Origin of the sequence: Turicibacter faecis (assembly GCF_037076425.1) — a bacterium.
In the GTDB taxonomy this organism is placed as follows: Bacteria; Bacillota_I; Bacilli_A; order MOL361; family Turicibacteraceae; genus Turicibacter; species Turicibacter faecis.
Genome location: NZ_AP028127.1, coordinates 98134 through 111834, shown reverse-complemented (window position 1 = coordinate 111834; position 13701 = coordinate 98134). Strand labels below are relative to the sequence as shown.

At 36.3% G+C, this 13701-nt stretch carries 28 protein-coding genes; all 28 read right to left on the bottom strand.

Annotated features, from left to right (window positions below):
* Window positions 1-37 precede the first annotated feature (37 nt).
* From AACH31_RS00615 to rplC, 28 genes are read right to left on the bottom strand one after another with little or no spacing between them, the layout of a single operon-like run.
* On the bottom strand, window positions 38-982 hold the full coding sequence (locus AACH31_RS00615; protein WP_161831739.1) for a DNA-directed RNA polymerase subunit alpha: 945 nt from the start codon (window positions 980-982) through the stop codon (window positions 38-40).
* 58 nt (window positions 983-1040) lie between these two features.
* Entirely contained in the window at window positions 1041-1430 is a 390-nt protein-coding gene (gene rpsK, locus AACH31_RS00610) for a 30S ribosomal protein S11 (RefSeq protein ID WP_055242986.1), read from the bottom strand.
* A gap of 16 nt (window positions 1431-1446) precedes the next feature.
* Window positions 1447-1812 (bottom strand): 30S ribosomal protein S13, encoded by a 366-nt coding sequence (rpsM, locus tag AACH31_RS00605; RefSeq protein WP_161831740.1) that lies wholly within the window; start codon window positions 1810-1812, stop codon window positions 1447-1449.
* 19 nt (window positions 1813-1831) lie between these two features.
* Window positions 1832-1945, bottom strand: coding sequence for a 50S ribosomal protein L36 (rpmJ, locus tag AACH31_RS00600; protein ID WP_006784454.1), 114 nt, complete (start codon window positions 1943-1945; stop codon window positions 1832-1834).
* 36 nt (window positions 1946-1981) lie between these two features.
* Window positions 1982-2200 (bottom strand): translation initiation factor IF-1, encoded by a 219-nt coding sequence (infA, locus tag AACH31_RS00595; protein ID WP_006784453.1) that lies wholly within the window; start codon window positions 2198-2200, stop codon window positions 1982-1984.
* 19 nt (window positions 2201-2219) lie between these two features.
* Entirely contained in the window at window positions 2220-2966 is a 747-nt protein-coding gene (gene map / locus AACH31_RS00590; protein WP_161831741.1) for a type I methionyl aminopeptidase, read from the bottom strand.
* Window positions 2966-3616 (bottom strand): adenylate kinase, encoded by a 651-nt coding sequence (locus AACH31_RS00585; protein WP_161831742.1) that lies wholly within the window; start codon window positions 3614-3616, stop codon window positions 2966-2968. The genes map and AACH31_RS00585 overlap by 1 nt, the downstream gene beginning before the upstream one ends.
* 13 nt (window positions 3617-3629) lie before the next feature.
* On the bottom strand, window positions 3630-4907 hold the full coding sequence (secY, locus tag AACH31_RS00580) for a preprotein translocase subunit SecY (RefSeq protein WP_161831743.1): 1278 nt from the start codon (window positions 4905-4907) through the stop codon (window positions 3630-3632).
* Window positions 4907-5347 (bottom strand): 50S ribosomal protein L15, encoded by a 441-nt coding sequence (gene rplO / locus AACH31_RS00575; RefSeq protein WP_161831744.1) that lies wholly within the window; start codon window positions 5345-5347, stop codon window positions 4907-4909. Before rplO ends, secY begins: the two co-directional genes overlap by 1 nt.
* Before the next feature lie 21 nt (window positions 5348-5368).
* Entirely contained in the window at window positions 5369-5551 is a 183-nt protein-coding gene (gene rpmD, locus AACH31_RS00570) for a 50S ribosomal protein L30 (protein WP_161831745.1), read from the bottom strand.
* A gap of 13 nt (window positions 5552-5564) precedes the next feature.
* Window positions 5565-6068: a 30S ribosomal protein S5 gene (gene rpsE / locus AACH31_RS00565; RefSeq protein WP_161831746.1), complete on the bottom strand. Its 504-nt coding sequence runs from the start codon at window positions 6066-6068 to the stop codon at window positions 5565-5567.
* Window positions 6069-6088: 20 nt separating this feature from the next.
* The gene (gene rplR / locus AACH31_RS00560; RefSeq protein ID WP_161831747.1) at window positions 6089-6451 is read right to left on the bottom strand and encodes a 50S ribosomal protein L18; all 363 of its coding nucleotides are present in this window, start codon (window positions 6449-6451) and stop codon (window positions 6089-6091) included.
* An 18-nt stretch (window positions 6452-6469) separates the two neighbouring features.
* Window positions 6470-7012, bottom strand: a complete 543-nt coding sequence (gene rplF / locus AACH31_RS00555) for a 50S ribosomal protein L6 (RefSeq protein ID WP_161831748.1) — start codon at window positions 7010-7012, stop codon at window positions 6470-6472.
* 27 nt (window positions 7013-7039) lie between these two features.
* Window positions 7040-7438: a 30S ribosomal protein S8 gene (gene rpsH / locus AACH31_RS00550; RefSeq protein ID WP_161831749.1), complete on the bottom strand. Its 399-nt coding sequence runs from the start codon at window positions 7436-7438 to the stop codon at window positions 7040-7042.
* A 39-nt stretch (window positions 7439-7477) separates the two neighbouring features.
* Window positions 7478-7663: a type Z 30S ribosomal protein S14 gene (locus AACH31_RS00545; RefSeq protein WP_055243006.1), complete on the bottom strand. Its 186-nt coding sequence runs from the start codon at window positions 7661-7663 to the stop codon at window positions 7478-7480.
* A gap of 22 nt (window positions 7664-7685) precedes the next feature.
* Window positions 7686-8225 carry a 50S ribosomal protein L5 gene (rplE, locus tag AACH31_RS00540; protein WP_055243008.1) on the bottom strand — a complete coding sequence of 180 codons (540 nt, stop codon included), beginning with the start codon at window positions 8223-8225 and terminating at the stop codon, window positions 7686-7688.
* Window positions 8226-8257: 32 nt separating this feature from the next.
* Window positions 8258-8563 carry a 50S ribosomal protein L24 gene (gene rplX / locus AACH31_RS00535; RefSeq protein ID WP_161831750.1) on the bottom strand — a complete coding sequence of 102 codons (306 nt, stop codon included), beginning with the start codon at window positions 8561-8563 and terminating at the stop codon, window positions 8258-8260.
* 36 nt (window positions 8564-8599) lie between these two features.
* Complete coding sequence (rplN, locus tag AACH31_RS00530) at window positions 8600-8968, bottom strand: 50S ribosomal protein L14 (protein WP_055243011.1); 369 nt, start codon at window positions 8966-8968, stop codon at window positions 8600-8602.
* Between the two features lie 42 nt (window positions 8969-9010).
* Window positions 9011-9268, bottom strand: a complete 258-nt coding sequence (gene rpsQ / locus AACH31_RS00525; RefSeq protein WP_161831751.1) for a 30S ribosomal protein S17 — start codon at window positions 9266-9268, stop codon at window positions 9011-9013.
* A gap of 23 nt (window positions 9269-9291) precedes the next feature.
* A complete protein-coding gene (gene rpmC / locus AACH31_RS00520; RefSeq protein ID WP_055243015.1) occupies window positions 9292-9486 on the bottom strand; it encodes a 50S ribosomal protein L29 in 195 nt (64 codons plus the stop codon).
* A complete protein-coding gene (gene rplP, locus AACH31_RS00515; RefSeq protein WP_161831752.1) occupies window positions 9476-9907 on the bottom strand; it encodes a 50S ribosomal protein L16 in 432 nt (143 codons plus the stop codon). Before rplP ends, rpmC begins: the two co-directional genes overlap by 11 nt.
* A gap of 1 nt (window position 9908) precedes the next feature.
* Window positions 9909-10571 (bottom strand): 30S ribosomal protein S3, encoded by a 663-nt coding sequence (gene rpsC / locus AACH31_RS00510; RefSeq protein WP_161831753.1) that lies wholly within the window; start codon window positions 10569-10571, stop codon window positions 9909-9911.
* Window positions 10572-10589: 18 nt separating this feature from the next.
* A complete protein-coding gene (gene rplV / locus AACH31_RS00505; RefSeq protein ID WP_055243020.1) occupies window positions 10590-10925 on the bottom strand; it encodes a 50S ribosomal protein L22 in 336 nt (111 codons plus the stop codon).
* 21 nt (window positions 10926-10946) lie between these two features.
* Entirely contained in the window at window positions 10947-11225 is a 279-nt protein-coding gene (rpsS, locus tag AACH31_RS00500; protein ID WP_161831754.1) for a 30S ribosomal protein S19, read from the bottom strand.
* Between the two features lie 46 nt (window positions 11226-11271).
* The gene (gene rplB, locus AACH31_RS00495; protein WP_161831755.1) at window positions 11272-12102 is read right to left on the bottom strand and encodes a 50S ribosomal protein L2; all 831 of its coding nucleotides are present in this window, start codon (window positions 12100-12102) and stop codon (window positions 11272-11274) included.
* 28 nt (window positions 12103-12130) lie between these two features.
* On the bottom strand, window positions 12131-12415 hold the full coding sequence (rplW, locus tag AACH31_RS00490; RefSeq protein WP_161831756.1) for a 50S ribosomal protein L23: 285 nt from the start codon (window positions 12413-12415) through the stop codon (window positions 12131-12133).
* Window positions 12415-13038 (bottom strand): 50S ribosomal protein L4, encoded by a 624-nt coding sequence (rplD, locus tag AACH31_RS00485; RefSeq protein WP_338617745.1) that lies wholly within the window; start codon window positions 13036-13038, stop codon window positions 12415-12417. Before rplD ends, rplW begins: the two co-directional genes overlap by 1 nt.
* 29 nt (window positions 13039-13067) lie before the next feature.
* Window positions 13068-13697 carry a 50S ribosomal protein L3 gene (gene rplC, locus AACH31_RS00480; protein WP_161831758.1) on the bottom strand — a complete coding sequence of 210 codons (630 nt, stop codon included), beginning with the start codon at window positions 13695-13697 and terminating at the stop codon, window positions 13068-13070.
* Window positions 13698-13701 lie beyond the last annotated feature (4 nt).

The following is a 13701-nucleotide window of genomic DNA, read 5'->3' as shown; positions in this document are numbered from 1 at the left end:
TTCCTCCTTCCATATGAAAATGGAATTATAACATTATTTATTTAGTGCAACCTAGGCTTAATCCTAATTCGTCAAGTTTGTCCTTAACTTCTTTTAATGATTTTTTACCTAAATTACGAACCTTCATCATATCTTCTTCAGAATGACGAGCTAACTCTTCAACCGTATTGATTCCAGCACGACGTAAACAGTTATATGATCTAACTGATAAATCTAACTCTTCGATTGGCATTTCTAATACTTTATTTTTTTCTTCATCTTCTCGTTCAACAATAAATGCTGCAAGTTGTCCAGCTTCATTTAAATTAACTAAAATGCTGAAGTGTTCAACTAAAATTTTAGATGCCAAAGAAATTGCTTCTTGAGGATTCACGCTACCGTTAGTCCATACCTCTAAAGTTAATTTATCATATGATGCATCTTGTCCTACACGTGTTTTTTCTACATCGTATGAAACGCGTGTTACTGGAGTATAAATAGAATCAATTGCAATTTCACCAGTGCTTTCTAAAAGTTTTTTATTATCATCCGCACCTACATAACCATTTCCACGACGAGCTTTCATAGTCATTCTTAAACGACCAGTAGCTGATAATGTAGCAATATGTAAATCTGGATTAATAATTTCTACTTCTTCGTCACACTCAATGTCAGCGGCAGTTACTGCGCCTTCTCTTGCAACATCAATACGAAGTTCTTTAACTTCCTCTGAATCAATAGATAAAATTAAATTTTTTAAATTTAAAATAATTTGCGTTACATCTTCAACAACACCATCAATAGAGGTAAATTCGTGTTGAACTCCTTCTATAGAAATAGATGTTACCGCAGCTCCAGGAAGTGATGATAGTAATACTCGACGTAAGGAATTCCCTAACGTAGTACCATATCCACGTTTTAGAGGCTCAATAACAAATTTCCCATAGAATTCATCTTTGATGTATTCTTCAATTTCAATTCTTGGTTTTTCGATTTCTAACATCGATTTCCCTCCTCAGGATCGCTTAATAGTAGGGTACTACTTTCAAATAACTTCCTGATTAACCACGTGGGTGTTTTGGTGGACGGCATCCGTTATGAGGAACCGGAGTAACGTCTTTAATAGCTGTTACATCTAATCCTGCAGCTTGTAAAGCACGGATAGCTGCTTCACGACCAGGACCAGGACCTTTAACAGATACGTCTACACTTTTCATTCCATGATCCATTGCAGCTTTTGCAGCAGCTTCTGATGCCATTTGAGCAGCGAATGGAGTTGATTTACGAGATCCTTTAAATCCTAATGCACCTGCACTTGACCATGAGATTGCATTACCATGAGGATCAGTAATCGTAACAATTGTATTATTGAAAGTCGAGTGGATATGTGCTACACCTGTAGCAATATTCTTTTTAACACGACGTTTACGACTAACTTGTTTACGTGCCATATGATGACCCTCCTAACTATTTTTTCTTATTAGCAACTGTTTTACGTGGACCTTTACGAGTACGGGCATTATTTTTAGTATTTTGTCCGCGTACTGGTAAACTTCTACGATGGCGGATACCACGGAATGAAGCAATTTCCATTAAACGTTTAATATTTAATGAAACTTCACGACGTAAGTCTCCTTCTACTTTTAATTTATCTACTTCAACACGGATACGGTTTAACTCGTCTTCAGTTAAATCGCGTACACGTGTATCTTCTGATACACCAGCAGCAGCTAAGATTTGTTGAGCTGTTGGTTTACCAATTCCATAGATATATGTTAATGAAATTACAACGCGTTTATCGCGAGGAATATCTACACCAGCAATACGTGCCATACATTGCACCTCCTAAAGCTTATCCTTGTTTTTGTTTATGTTTTGGATTTTCACAAATTACCATTACTTTTCCTTTACGGCGAATAACTTTACATTTATCGCAGATAGGTTTAACAGATGGTCTTACTTTCATGAATTAAAACCTCCTCATTTTTCAGTATATCGGAGTCTATTTGTGACGATATGTAATGCGCCCACGTGTTAAGTCATAAGGAGATAATTCTACTGTTACTTTATCACCTGGTAAAATACGAATGAAATTCATACGGATTTTACCAGAAACGTGAGCAATTAATTGATGACCATTTTCTAATTCTACTTTAAACATAGCGTTTGGCAAATTATCGATAACGGTAGCTTCTACTTCAATAACGTCTTGCTTAGCCATTGATTATGCCTCCTTACCTTTATAACTTAGTTAATATTTCATATCCATTCTCTGTAACGACAATGGTATGTTCAAAATGAGCACAGAGTGACTTATCACGAGTGACTACAGTCCAATTATCAGGTAGAGTACGAACATATCTCTCCCCGTAGTTAACCATAGGCTCTATTGCTAAAGTCATGCCCTTTTTTAATCTTGGTCCTCGTCCAGGAGGTCCATAGTGTGGAATCGAAGGATCTTCATGTAGATCTTGGCCGACACCATGTCCAGCATACTCGCGAACAATCGAGAAATTATTTGATTCCACATATTCTTGTATAGCATGTGAAATATCAGATAAACGATTCCCCGCTTTAGCATATTCTAGACCGACAAATAATGATTTTTTTGTTACATCAAGTAAGCGTTGAGCCTCAGTTGAAATATTTCCTACAGGATAAGTCCATGCTGAGTCTCCATGATAACCATGATACTTGGCACCAATATCAATAGAGATAATATCTCCGTCCTTTAATATACGGTTTCCAGGAATACCATGAACCAATTCATCATTTACTGATGCACAAATACTTGCAGGGAACCCATGATAACCTTTAAAAGAAGGTATTGCGCCATGACTACGAATTACATCCTCAACAATTTTATCTAATTGTTTAGTTGTTACACCAGGTTTAATATGCTTTTGAACCTCTTGATGAGCTAAAGCTACAATACGCCCGGCTTCTCGCATAATATCAATTTCGCGTGGAGTTTTACAAATAATCATTACTTATTGCCTCCAAGCACCTCACGGATTTCTTCAAATACAAGATCAATTGATTGTTGACCATTAATATTAACAAGATTTCCTGCTAAAGAGTAATAATCTAATAAAGGCTTAGTTTGACTAACATAAACATTTAAGCGATTACCAACCGTTTCTTCATTATCATCTTTACGTTGATATAATTCTCCACCACATTTATCGCAGACATCTGCATTTTTAGGTGGATTGAAGATCATGTGATATGTTGCCCCACATGAACGACAAATACGACGTCCTGTTAAGCGCTCTTTAAGAATGTCCAAATCAACATCAATATTAATTACATAATCAATCTTCGAATCAAGAGAAGTCAGTATTTCATCTAAGGCTTTTGCCTGATCTACTGTTCTCGGAAAACCATCTAATAGGAATCCCGACTTGCAATCTGATTCAGACAAACGATCCTTTACAATACCAATTGTAACATGGTCAGGTACTAATGCACCTTGATCCATGTAACGCTTAGCTTCCATACCTAATTCAGTTTGGTCTTTTATCGCCTTCCTAAACATATCACCAGTTGAAATATGTGGAATTTGATAATTTTCAACAATTTTTTCTGCCTGAGTACCTTTTCCAGCACCCGGAGGCCCCATAAATACGATTTTCATCATATCACCTCAATTATTTGATGAATCCTTTATATTTTTGATCCATTGTTTTTGTTTGGATTTGCTTAGCAGTTTCGATTGCAACACCAACTACAATTAATAAGCTTGTACCACCAATTTCAACACTACTTGGTAAATCAGTGATTGCCCCAAAAATAATTGGTAATCCTGCAATAACCACTAAATAAATAGCTCCAATAAAAGTGATACGAGATAAAATTTTTGATAAATATTCTTCAGTATCAACACCAGGTCTTACACCAGGAATGTATGATCCTTGCTTTTTTAAATTCTCTGCTACTTTTTCTGGACTTACTTGTACGAAAGCGTAAAAGTAAGTAAAAGCAACAATTAGTACAATATATAAAATAAATCCAATTGGTTGCTGGTAATTAAAGATAGCTTTAATTACATTCGCAACGCCTGATTCAGGCAAGAAATTAACCACAGTTAATGGTAAGCTCACAAGTGAAGCTGCAAAGATTACCGGTATTACTCCTGCTGAATTTAATTTCAACGGAATAAATGAATCTTTGCGTCCCGATAACTGAGCTGAATTATGTCTATTTGCATATTGAATTGGTAATTTTCTAGTTGCGCTCTGTAAATAAATAACAGCAATAATAGTCAGAGATAACAATGCTAGCACCGAGATAAATGCTAACACGTTAGAAACTGTTATATTTACCAAGTACTTTGTGTATAAATCGTTTAGCATATATGGAACTCGAGATAAAATACCAGCTACGATAATCATTGATGTACCATTACCAATCCCTTTACTAGTAATTTGGTCAGCAAGAAAAATCATAACAGCTGTCCCCGCAGTCATAGTTAATGCAATATATAGATAAGTAAGAATTGAATGACTTTCAAGTAATACTCCACCATATCCTAAGTCAAAACCAATTGACATCGCAATGGCTTGAACAAATGCAAGAACTAAAGTAACATAACGGGTTAGTTGATTTAATTTACGCTTCCCTGTTTCACCCTCTTTTGCCCATTCAGACAAAATCGGAACTACATCCATTTGAAGCAACTGTATTACAATTGATGCGGTAATGTAAGGGGAGATTGACATTGCAAACAATGAAAATCTTTTTAAAGCCCCTCCGCTTAACGTATCAAAGAATCCAAGCATCGGAGTTTGTGTTGCCTCAAGAACCGATGTATTAATTGTTGGCACAGGAATATAAGATCCAATACGATATACGATAAAAATCAATAAGGTAAATAAGATTCTTTTGCGTAAATCATCATTCTTCCATATTTTACTGAAAGTAGTCATTATAGCACCTCGATTGATCCACCTTGAGCCACAATTTGTTCTTCTGCTGTTTTTGAGAATTTAGCTGCTTTTACAGTTAATTTCTTATCTAGTTGTCCGTTTCCTAAAACCTTAAGCCCTGAGTGTAATTTTTTAATTACTCCAGTTTCTAATAAAAGTTCTGCAGTAACAACTGTACCTTCTTCGAATCTATTTAATTGATCTAAATTAACGATGGCGTATTCTTTACGGTTAATGTTAGTAAACCCGCGTTTTGGTAAACGACGGAATAAAGGAGTTTGTCCACCTTCGAATCCTAAGCGAACTCCACCACCTGAACGAGCGTTTTGTCCTTTGTGTCCTTTACCGGCAGTTTTACCTTGACCTGAACCGTGTCCACGACCGATACGTTTTCTATCTTTACGAGACCCTTCAGTATACGTTAACTCATGTAATTTCACCGAAAGCCACCTCCTCTTTAATTATTTCTCTACTACAGTCAATAAATGAGATACTTTATTAATCATTCCGCGAATAGCTACATTATCAGTCTTAACAACTGTTTGGTTTAATTTTTTTAAACCTAATGCTTTAACTGTTGCACGTTGAGATTCATTTTGACCGATTACACTACGTGTTAAAGTAATGTGTAATTCTTTAGCCATTGGAGTTCCCTCCTTATCCTAAGATTTCTTCAACAGTTTTCCCGCGTAATTCAGCTACACGTTCAACTGTTTTTAAATTTTCTAAACCATTAATTGTTGCACGTACCATGTTAATTGGTGTGTTTGATCCTAAAGATTTTGATAAGATATCTTGTACACCAGCTAATTCTAATACCGCACGAACAGGTCCACCTGCGATAACTCCTGTACCGGCAGAAGCAGGTTTTAATAATACGTTACCTGATCCGAATTCCCCAATGATTTGATGTGGAATTGTAGTTCCAACTGTAGGTACATAAATTAAGTTCTTTTTAGCACTTTCTACTGCCTTTTTGATTGCTTCTGGTACCTCTTGAGCTTTACCAGTACCGAAACCAACGTGACCATTTTTGTCACCGACAACAACTAATGCAGCAAAACGGAAACGACGTCCACCTTTTACTACCTTCGTTACACGATTAATAGTAACTACACGTTCTTCAAGTGTTAAGTTACTAGGGTCAATGATTTGACGCATCTTTGTCCCTCCTTCTTTAATTAGAATTTTAATCCATTTTCACGAGCTGCTTCTGCTAATGCTGCAACACGTCCGTGATAGATATATCCTCCACGGTCGAAAACAACTGATGAAATATTTTTTTCTAAAGCGCGCTTAGCAATTGAAGCACCTACTGCTTTAGCTGCTTCAACGTTACCTGTAGAAGCGATGTTTAAATCTTTATCTAAAGTTGATGCACTAACTAATGTAGTACCAGTTACATCATCAATGATTTGCGCATAAATGTGTTTGCTAGAGCGGAAAACATTTAAGCGTGGGCGCTCTGCAGTTCCTGTAACTTTAGCACGTACACGGTAATGTCTTTGTTTACGTAACTCATTACGTGATACTTTCTTAATCATTCAGGCCACCCCTTTCAATTATTTTTTAGCTTTTTTACCTTCTTTACGACGAACATGTTCACCTTTGTAACGGATTCCTTTTCCTTTGTATGGTTCAGGAGCACGTACAGCGCGAATGTTAGCAGCGAATTCTCCAACTACTTGTTTGTCGATCCCTTTTACTACAACAGTAGTATTGTTAGGTACTTCAATAGTTACACCAGCTGGTGCTTCCATTTCTACAGGATGAGAGTATCCAGCATTTAAAACAAGTTTTTCTCCTTGTTTTTGTGCACGATATCCAACCCCGATAATTTCTAATTCACGAGTGAATCCTTCTGAAACACCAACAACCATGTTATTTAATAAAGCACGTGTTGTTCCGTGTAACATTTTATTTTCTTTATTGTCATTTGGACGAACTACAGTTACTTCGTTTCCTTCAACTGTAATTTGCATATTTGAATTAAATGTACGAGAAAGTTCCCCTTTAGGTCCCTTCACAGTAACTAAATTATTTTCAGCAACAATCACTTCAACACCAGAAGGTAATGCTACTGGTTTATTACCAATACGAGACATTTATGTGACACCTCCTGTCTTTATTTATTACCAAACGTAAGCTAATACTTCTCCACCAATTTGTTGTTGACGAGCTTCTTTATCAGCCATAATTCCTTTAGATGTAGATAAGATAGCGATACCTAATCCGTTTAATACTTTAGGAACTTCGTTATTTTTTACATAAACACGTAACCCTGGTTTAGAGATACGTTTTAAACCTGTAATAACACGCTCGTTGTTTTTACCGTATTTTAAAGCAACACGTAAAACACCTTGTTTGTTATCTTCAATATATTCTACATCGCGAATAAAACCTTCACGCTTTAATAATTCTAATACTTCACGTTTCATCTTTGAAGCTGGCATTTCAACCACTTCATGACGCATTTGGTTTGCGTTACGAATACGTGTTAACATATCTGCAATAGGATCTGTCATTACCATTTATTTTTCCTCCTTCCCGTTTAAAGAGAATTAAGTTTATTACCAGCTTGCTTTTTTTACACCTGGGATTTGTCCTTTATATGCTAATTCACGGAAGCAAATACGGCATAATTTAAATTTGCGTAAGACAGAGTGTGGACGACCACAACGTTCGCAACGTGTATATTCACGAACCGCGAATTTTTGTTTACGCTGTTGTTTAATAATCATAGATTTTTTAGCCATGAGTGACGCCTCCTTTCATTAATTATTTTTGAAATGGCATCCCTAATTGAGTTAACAACTCACGAGCTTCTTCATCTGTGTTGGCAGTTGTAACTACAACGATATCCATTCCTCGAACTTTATTTACTTTATCGAAGTCGATTTCTGGGAAAATTAATTGTTCTTTAACACCTAATGTATAGTTTCCACGTCCATCGAATGATTTTTTAGAAACACCACGGAAATCACGTACACGTGGTAAAGAAACTGATACTAACTTGTCTAAGAAATCATACATACGCTCTCCACGTAATGTAACTTTACATCCGATTGGCATTCCTTCACGAAGACGGAAACCAGCGATAGATTTCTTAGCGCGTGTAATAACTGGTTTTTGTCCAGTAATTAAAGCTAATTCAGCTACAGCCTCATCTAAAACTTTAGAGTTGCTAACAGCATCTCCAATCCCCATGTTGATAACGATTTTATCAATAGTAGGAATTTGCATTACAGATTTATATCCGAATTTTTCAACCATTTGGTTTTTTACTTCATTTTCGTATTTTTGACGTAAACGATTCATGCAGGTTTACCTCCCTTCGTTGTTAAACTTTATTATAATACTTCACCTGATTTTTTAGCGAAGCGTACTTTTTTACCGTCAACGAATTTATATCCTACGCGTGTTGGTTTTCCGCTTTTTGGATCTACAATCATAACGTTAGATGCATGGATCGGTGCCTCAAATTCAACGATTCCACCATCTGGATTCATTTGTGAAGGACGTACATGCTTTTTAACAACATTTACACCTTCAACAACAACTTTATTTTTAGATGGGTGTGCTGCAAGAACAACCCCTTCTTTTCCTTTATCTTTACCTGAAATGATAACTACTTTATCTCCAGTTTTAATTTGCATATCGTGCACCTCCTAATCTTAAGGATTAAGTGTTAATTAAAGTACTTCTGGAGCTAATGAAACAATACGCATAAAATCTTTATCGCGTAATTCACGAGCTACTGGTCCGAAGATACGAGTACCACGTGGAGATTTATCGTCTTTAATAATAACTGCTGCATTTTCATCAAATTTAATATATGATCCATCAGCACGACGAGCTCCAGTTTTCGTACGGACGATTACTGCTTTAACAACATCACCTTTTTTTACAACTCCACCTGGTGCTGCTGACTTAACTGTAGCAACAATAACATCACCGATGTTTCCAGTTTTTTTGTGAGAACCACCTAAAATTTTAATTGCTAATAATTCTTTAGCTCCTGAGTTATCAGCAACTCTTAAACGTGTTTCTTGTTGAATCATGATTGGACCTCCTTTCAAGACTCCAGTATTTCATAGAATAAATTAAATAATAACTGCTTTTTCAACAATTTCAACTAAACGGAATTTTTTTGTTTTTGACATAGGACGGCATTCTTCAATGCGAACTAAATCTCCAACTTTTGCATCATTTAACTCATCGTGAGCTGCATATTTTTTTGAATATTTAACTCGTTTACCGTATAGAGGATGTACTTTATAAGATTCGATAAGTACTGTAATTGTTTTATCTGTTTTATCTGAAACTACACGTCCAGTAAAGGTTTTTTTAGTACGTTCCATAACTGAACCTCCTCTCAAGCTCATTATTTATTATTTTCGCGTTCGCTAATGATCGTTTTCATTCGTGCAATTCCTTTACGTACTTCACGAATACGACCTGTATTTTCTAATTGTCCTGTAGCTAATTGGAAACGAAGGTTGAATAACTCATCTTTTAATTCGTTAATTTTAGCTTCGATTTCTGTAGTGGTTAAATTACGGATTTCATTAGCTTTCATTACTATCACCACCGTCTACACGTTTTACAAACTTAGTTTGAACTGGTAATTTGTGAGAAGCAAGACGTAAAGCTTCACGTGCGATTTCCTCAGATACTCCACCAATTTCAAACATTACTTTTCCTGGTTTTACTACTGCAACCCATCCGTCTGGAGCCCCTTTACCAGATCCCATGCGGACTTCTAAAGGTTTTGCAGTTTTAGCTTGATGAGGGAAAATTTTAATCCAAACACGTCCGCTACGTTTCATATAACGAGTCATAGCAATACGTGCTGCTTCGATTTGGCGGTTAGTGATCCATGCACCAGTTGTTGCCTGTAAACCATATTCACCAAATACTACAGTTGTTCCACCTTTTGCACGTCCTTCATAAGACAAGCGGTGAGGGCGACGATATTTTGTACGTTTAGGTACTAACATATTATTTACCCTCCTTTGTTACTTGACGATTTTTTGTAGGTAATACTTCACCTTTATAGATCCATACTTTAACACCTAATTTACCGTAAGTTGTATCTGCTTCAGCAGTTGCATAATCAATATCAGCACGTAATGTATGTAAAGGTACATTTCCTTCGCTATACCCTTCAGCACGAGCCATATCTGCTCCACCTAAGCGTCCTGATACTTGTGTTTTAATCCCTTTAGCACCGAATTTAATTGCACGTTGGATTGCAACTTTTTGAACACGACGGAAAGAAGCACGATTTTCTAATTGTTCTGCAATTGAATTTGCAACTAATTGCGCATCAACTTCAGGACGTTTAATTTCAACAATACGGATGAAAACACGTTTACCTGTCATTTTCTCTAATTGAGCAACAGCTGCATCTTTTTCTGATCCACCACGACCAATTACCATACCTGGTTTAGCCGTATGAATAATAATATTAACACGGTTTTTTGCACGTTCAATTTCAACGCGTGATACCGAAGCTCTTTTGAATTTGTTATTAATGTAATCACGGATTTTTAAGTCTTCGTGTAATAAAGTAGCGAAGTCTTTGTCGTTTGCGTACCAACGAGCATCCCAATCACGAATTACACCAACACGTAAACCAATTGGACTAACTTTTTGACCCACTTCGTATCCCTCCTTTAATTATTTTTTCTCAGCAACCACGATTGTGATGTGAGATGTTCTTTTGTTAATTTGTGATGCACGACCTTGTGCACGTGGACGGAATCGTTTTAATGTTGTACCTTCATTCACATATGCTTCCTTAACATATAATGAATTAATATCTAAGTTTAAATTGTGTTCAGCATTTGCGATAGCTGATTTTAAAACTTTCTCTACAATAGGAGATGCCGCTTTAGGAGTATGTTTTAAAATTGCATATGCTTCGCCAACTTGTTTTCCTCGAATTAAATCAATCACTAAGCGTGCTTTACGAGGAGCAATGCGAACTGTTCTAGCCATAGCTTTAGCTTCCATAGCCATGTCCTCCTCTCAATATTAACGTCTAGTTTTTTTATCTTCTTTAACATGTCCTTTATAAGTACGAGTTGGTGCGAATTCACCTAATTTGTGTCCTACCATATCTTCAGTAACATATACTGGAACATGCTTACGTCCGTCATATACAGCGATTGTGTGCCCTACAAATTGAGGGAAAATTGTTGAACGACGTGACCAAGTTTGAATAATTTTTTTGTCGCCACTTTCGTTAGCAGCTACGACTTTCTTCATTAAATGATCGTCACAGAAAGGTCCCTTTTTTAAACTACGTCCCATTCTTAATTTCCTCCTTTCGAACATTTAAGATTAGCATATATTTTTATTATTTGTTGCGTCCGCGAACAATTAATTTAGTTGATGCTTTTTTCTTGTTACGAGTTTTTAAACCTAAAGCTGGTTTACCCCAAGGTGTAACTGGAGATTTACGTCCGATTGGCGTACGCCCTTCCCCACCACCATGTGGATGGTCATTTGGATTCATTACAGAACCACGAACAGTTGGACGAGTACCTAACCAACGTGTACGTCCTGCTTTACCGATGTTAACTAATTCGTGATCCGCATTACCTACTTCACCGATTGTAGCACGGCAAGTACCTAATACTTTACGAACTTCACCAGAAGCTAAACGAACTAATACATAACGTTCTTCACGTCCTAAAATTTGTGCAGATGTTCCTGCAGAACGAACTAATTGTCCACCTTTACCTGGTTTTAATTCAATGTTATGAATTAATGTACCAACAGGGATGTTCATAATTGGTAACGCATTACCAACTTTAATATCGGCATTAGCACCTGATTCAATTTGCATTCCTACTTTTAATCCTTTAGGAGCAATAATGTAACGTTTTTCCCCATCAACATAATTGATTAATGCAATATTTGCTGAGCGGTTTGGATCGTATTCAATTGTAGCAACACGTCCCGGAATACCGTCTTTTGTACGTTTGAAATCGATGATACGGTATTTACGTTTATGTCCACCACCATGATGACGTACTGTGATTTTACCATGATTATTGCGTCCTGCTTTTTTACTTAAAGGAGCTAATAATGATTTCTCTGGTTGATTAGTCGTAATTTCGTCAAAAGTTAAAACAGACATATTACGACGACCATTTGTGGTAGGTTTATACTTTTTAATAGCCATCTTGTTCCCTCCTTTTGCGACTTATTAATTAAACTTCAAACTTTTCAATTGTTTGTCCTTCAGCTAATGTTACAATAGCTTTTTTCATTGAAGGTTTAAATCCTTCGTAACGTCCAACACGACGTTTTTTAGGACGAACGTTAATAATGTTAACTTTTTCAACTTTTACATTGAATAAAGTTTCACATGCTTTTTTAACTTCAATTTTATTAGCTTTTTTATCAACTTCGAAAGTAAACTTACCTTCATTCATTAAATCGTATGATTTTTCAGTGATAATTGGGCGCTTAATAATATCTCTAGCATCTTTCATTATGCAAGCACCTCCTCAATCTTTTTAACTGCATCTTGAGTAATAACTAACTTAGTTGCATCTAAAAGATCTAATACATTTAATTGATCTACAGTTAAGAATTTAACACCAGGAATGTTACGAGTTGATAATTCAACTGATGAATTTTCTTCAGCTGTAACAACTAATGCTTTAGATGTAATATTTAAAGACCCTAAAACAGAAATCATTTCTTTCGTTTTTGGTGCAGCGAATGCTAATGCATCTAAAACTACAATTTCATTATCAACAACTTTTGTTGATAATGCAGATTTTAATGCTAAACGACGAACTTTTTTGTTTAATTTGTATGCGTAACTACGTGGAACTGGTCCAAATACAATTCCTCCACCACGCCATTGAGGGGCACGAATAGATCCTTGACGAGCACGTCCAGTACCTTTTTGTTTCCAAGGTTTGCGTCCACCACCGCGTACCTCAGTACGTGTTTTTGTTTTATGCGTTCCTTGACGCATTGATGCACGTTGCATAATTACAGCATCAAACATTGCTTGTTTATGTGGCTCAATACCGAAAATCGTTTCATTTAACGTGATTTCCCCAACTTGAGCACCTTGTTGGTTATATAATGCTACTTGTGGCATTATGAATCCTCCTTTCCTACTGTACTAAACTATTTTGCTTTAACAGCAGAACGAACCATCACTAATGATTTTTTAGCTCCTGGTACATTTCCTTTAATTAATAAAACGTTACGTTCCGTATCAACTTTAACTACTTCTAAGTTTTGAACAGTTACGATGTTTCCACCAGTTTGTCCAGGTAATTTTTTACCTTTTAAAACACGGTTAGCAGCAATTGATCCCATTGAACCAGGACGACGATGGTAACGAGAACCGTGAGCCATTGGACCACGAGATTGACCATGACGTTTAATAACCCCTTGGAATCCTTTACCTTTAGTCTTACCTGTTACGTCAACAACTTCTCCTTCAGCAAAAGTGTCAACTTTGATCTCTTGACCAACTTGATATTCCGCTACATTTACATTACGGAATTCACGAACGAAGCGCTTAGGCGCTGTTTCAGCTTTAGCAACATGTCCCATTTCTGGTTTATTTGCTAATTTTTCGCGTTTATCTTCAAAACCAACCTGAACAGCTTCATATCCGTCAGTTTCATTTGTTTTAACTTGTAAAACAACATTAGGTGTTGCTTGCACAACTGTTACCGGAATTAATTTTCCTTCTTCAGTGAAAATTTGAGTCATACCAATTTTTCTACCTAAGATTCCTTTGGCCATGAGT

What these genes read in the sequence shown, in the direction of transcription:
- AACH31_RS00615 (WP_161831739.1), bottom strand. Translation starts at nt 982, where the DNA reads ATGTTAGAAATCGAAAAACCAAGAATTGAAATTGAAGAATACATCAAA.
- rpsK (WP_055242986.1), bottom strand. Translation starts at nt 1,430, where the DNA reads ATGGCACGTAAACAAGTTAGTCGTAAACGTCGTGTTAAAAAGAATATT.
- rpsM (WP_161831740.1), bottom strand. Translation starts at nt 1,812, where the DNA reads ATGGCACGTATTGCTGGTGTAGATATTCCTCGCGATAAACGCGTTGTA.
- rpmJ (WP_006784454.1), bottom strand. Translation starts at nt 1,945, where the DNA reads ATGAAAGTAAGACCATCTGTTAAACCTATCTGCGATAAATGTAAAGTT.
- infA (WP_006784453.1), bottom strand. Translation starts at nt 2,200, where the DNA reads ATGGCTAAGCAAGACGTTATTGAAGTAGAAGCTACCGTTATCGATAAT.
- map (WP_161831741.1), bottom strand. Translation starts at nt 2,966, where the DNA reads ATGATTATTTGTAAAACTCCACGCGAAATTGATATTATGCGAGAAGCC.
- AACH31_RS00585 (WP_161831742.1), bottom strand. Translation starts at nt 3,616, where the DNA reads ATGAAAATCGTATTTATGGGGCCTCCGGGTGCTGGAAAAGGTACTCAG.
- secY (WP_161831743.1), bottom strand. Translation starts at nt 4,907, where the DNA reads ATGACTACTTTCAGTAAAATATGGAAGAATGATGATTTACGCAAAAGA.
- rpmD (WP_161831745.1), bottom strand. Translation starts at nt 5,551, where the DNA reads ATGGCTAAAGAATTACACATTACTTTAACACGTAGTGTAATCGGTCAA.
- rpsE (WP_161831746.1), bottom strand. Translation starts at nt 6,068, where the DNA reads ATGCGTCAAATCATTGACCCTAGTAACTTAACACTTGAAGAACGTGTA.
- rplR (WP_161831747.1), bottom strand. Translation starts at nt 6,451, where the DNA reads ATGATTAAGAAAGTATCACGTAATGAGTTACGTAAACAAAGACATTAC.
- rplF (WP_161831748.1), bottom strand. Translation starts at nt 7,012, where the DNA reads ATGTCTCGTATTGGTAATAAACCAGTAGCATTACCTTCTGGTGTTGAA.
- rpsH (WP_161831749.1), bottom strand. Translation starts at nt 7,438, where the DNA reads ATGGTAATGACAGATCCTATTGCAGATATGTTAACACGTATTCGTAAC.
- AACH31_RS00545 (WP_055243006.1), bottom strand. Translation starts at nt 7,663, where the DNA reads ATGGCTAAAAAATCTATGATTATTAAACAACAGCGTAAACAAAAATTC.
- rplE (WP_055243008.1), bottom strand. Translation starts at nt 8,225, where the DNA reads ATGAATCGTTTACGTCAAAAATACGAAAATGAAGTAAAAAACCAAATG.
- rplX (WP_161831750.1), bottom strand. Translation starts at nt 8,563, where the DNA reads ATGCAAATTAAAACTGGAGATAAAGTAGTTATCATTTCAGGTAAAGAT.
- rplN (WP_055243011.1), bottom strand. Translation starts at nt 8,968, where the DNA reads ATGATTCAACAAGAAACACGTTTAAGAGTTGCTGATAACTCAGGAGCT.
- rpsQ (WP_161831751.1), bottom strand. Translation starts at nt 9,268, where the DNA reads ATGGAACGTACTAAAAAAACCTTTACTGGACGTGTAGTTTCAGATAAA.
- rpmC (WP_055243015.1), bottom strand. Translation starts at nt 9,486, where the DNA reads ATGAAAGCTAATGAAATCCGTAATTTAACCACTACAGAAATCGAAGCT.
- rplP (WP_161831752.1), bottom strand. Translation starts at nt 9,907, where the DNA reads ATGTTAGTACCTAAACGTACAAAATATCGTCGCCCTCACCGCTTGTCT.
- rplV (WP_055243020.1), bottom strand. Translation starts at nt 10,925, where the DNA reads ATGGAAGCTAAAGCTATGGCTAGAACAGTTCGCATTGCTCCTCGTAAA.
- rpsS (WP_161831754.1), bottom strand. Translation starts at nt 11,225, where the DNA reads ATGGGACGTAGTTTAAAAAAGGGACCTTTCTGTGACGATCATTTAATG.
- rplB (WP_161831755.1), bottom strand. Translation starts at nt 12,102, where the DNA reads ATGGCTATTAAAAAGTATAAACCTACCACAAATGGTCGTCGTAATATG.
- rplW (WP_161831756.1), bottom strand. Translation starts at nt 12,415, where the DNA reads ATGAAAGATGCTAGAGATATTATTAAGCGCCCAATTATCACTGAAAAA.
- rplD (WP_338617745.1), bottom strand. Translation starts at nt 13,038, where the DNA reads ATGCCACAAGTAGCATTATATAACCAACAAGGTGCTCAAGTTGGGGAA.
- rplC (WP_161831758.1), bottom strand. Translation starts at nt 13,697, where the DNA reads ATGGCCAAAGGAATCTTAGGTAGAAAAATTGGTATGACTCAAATTTTC.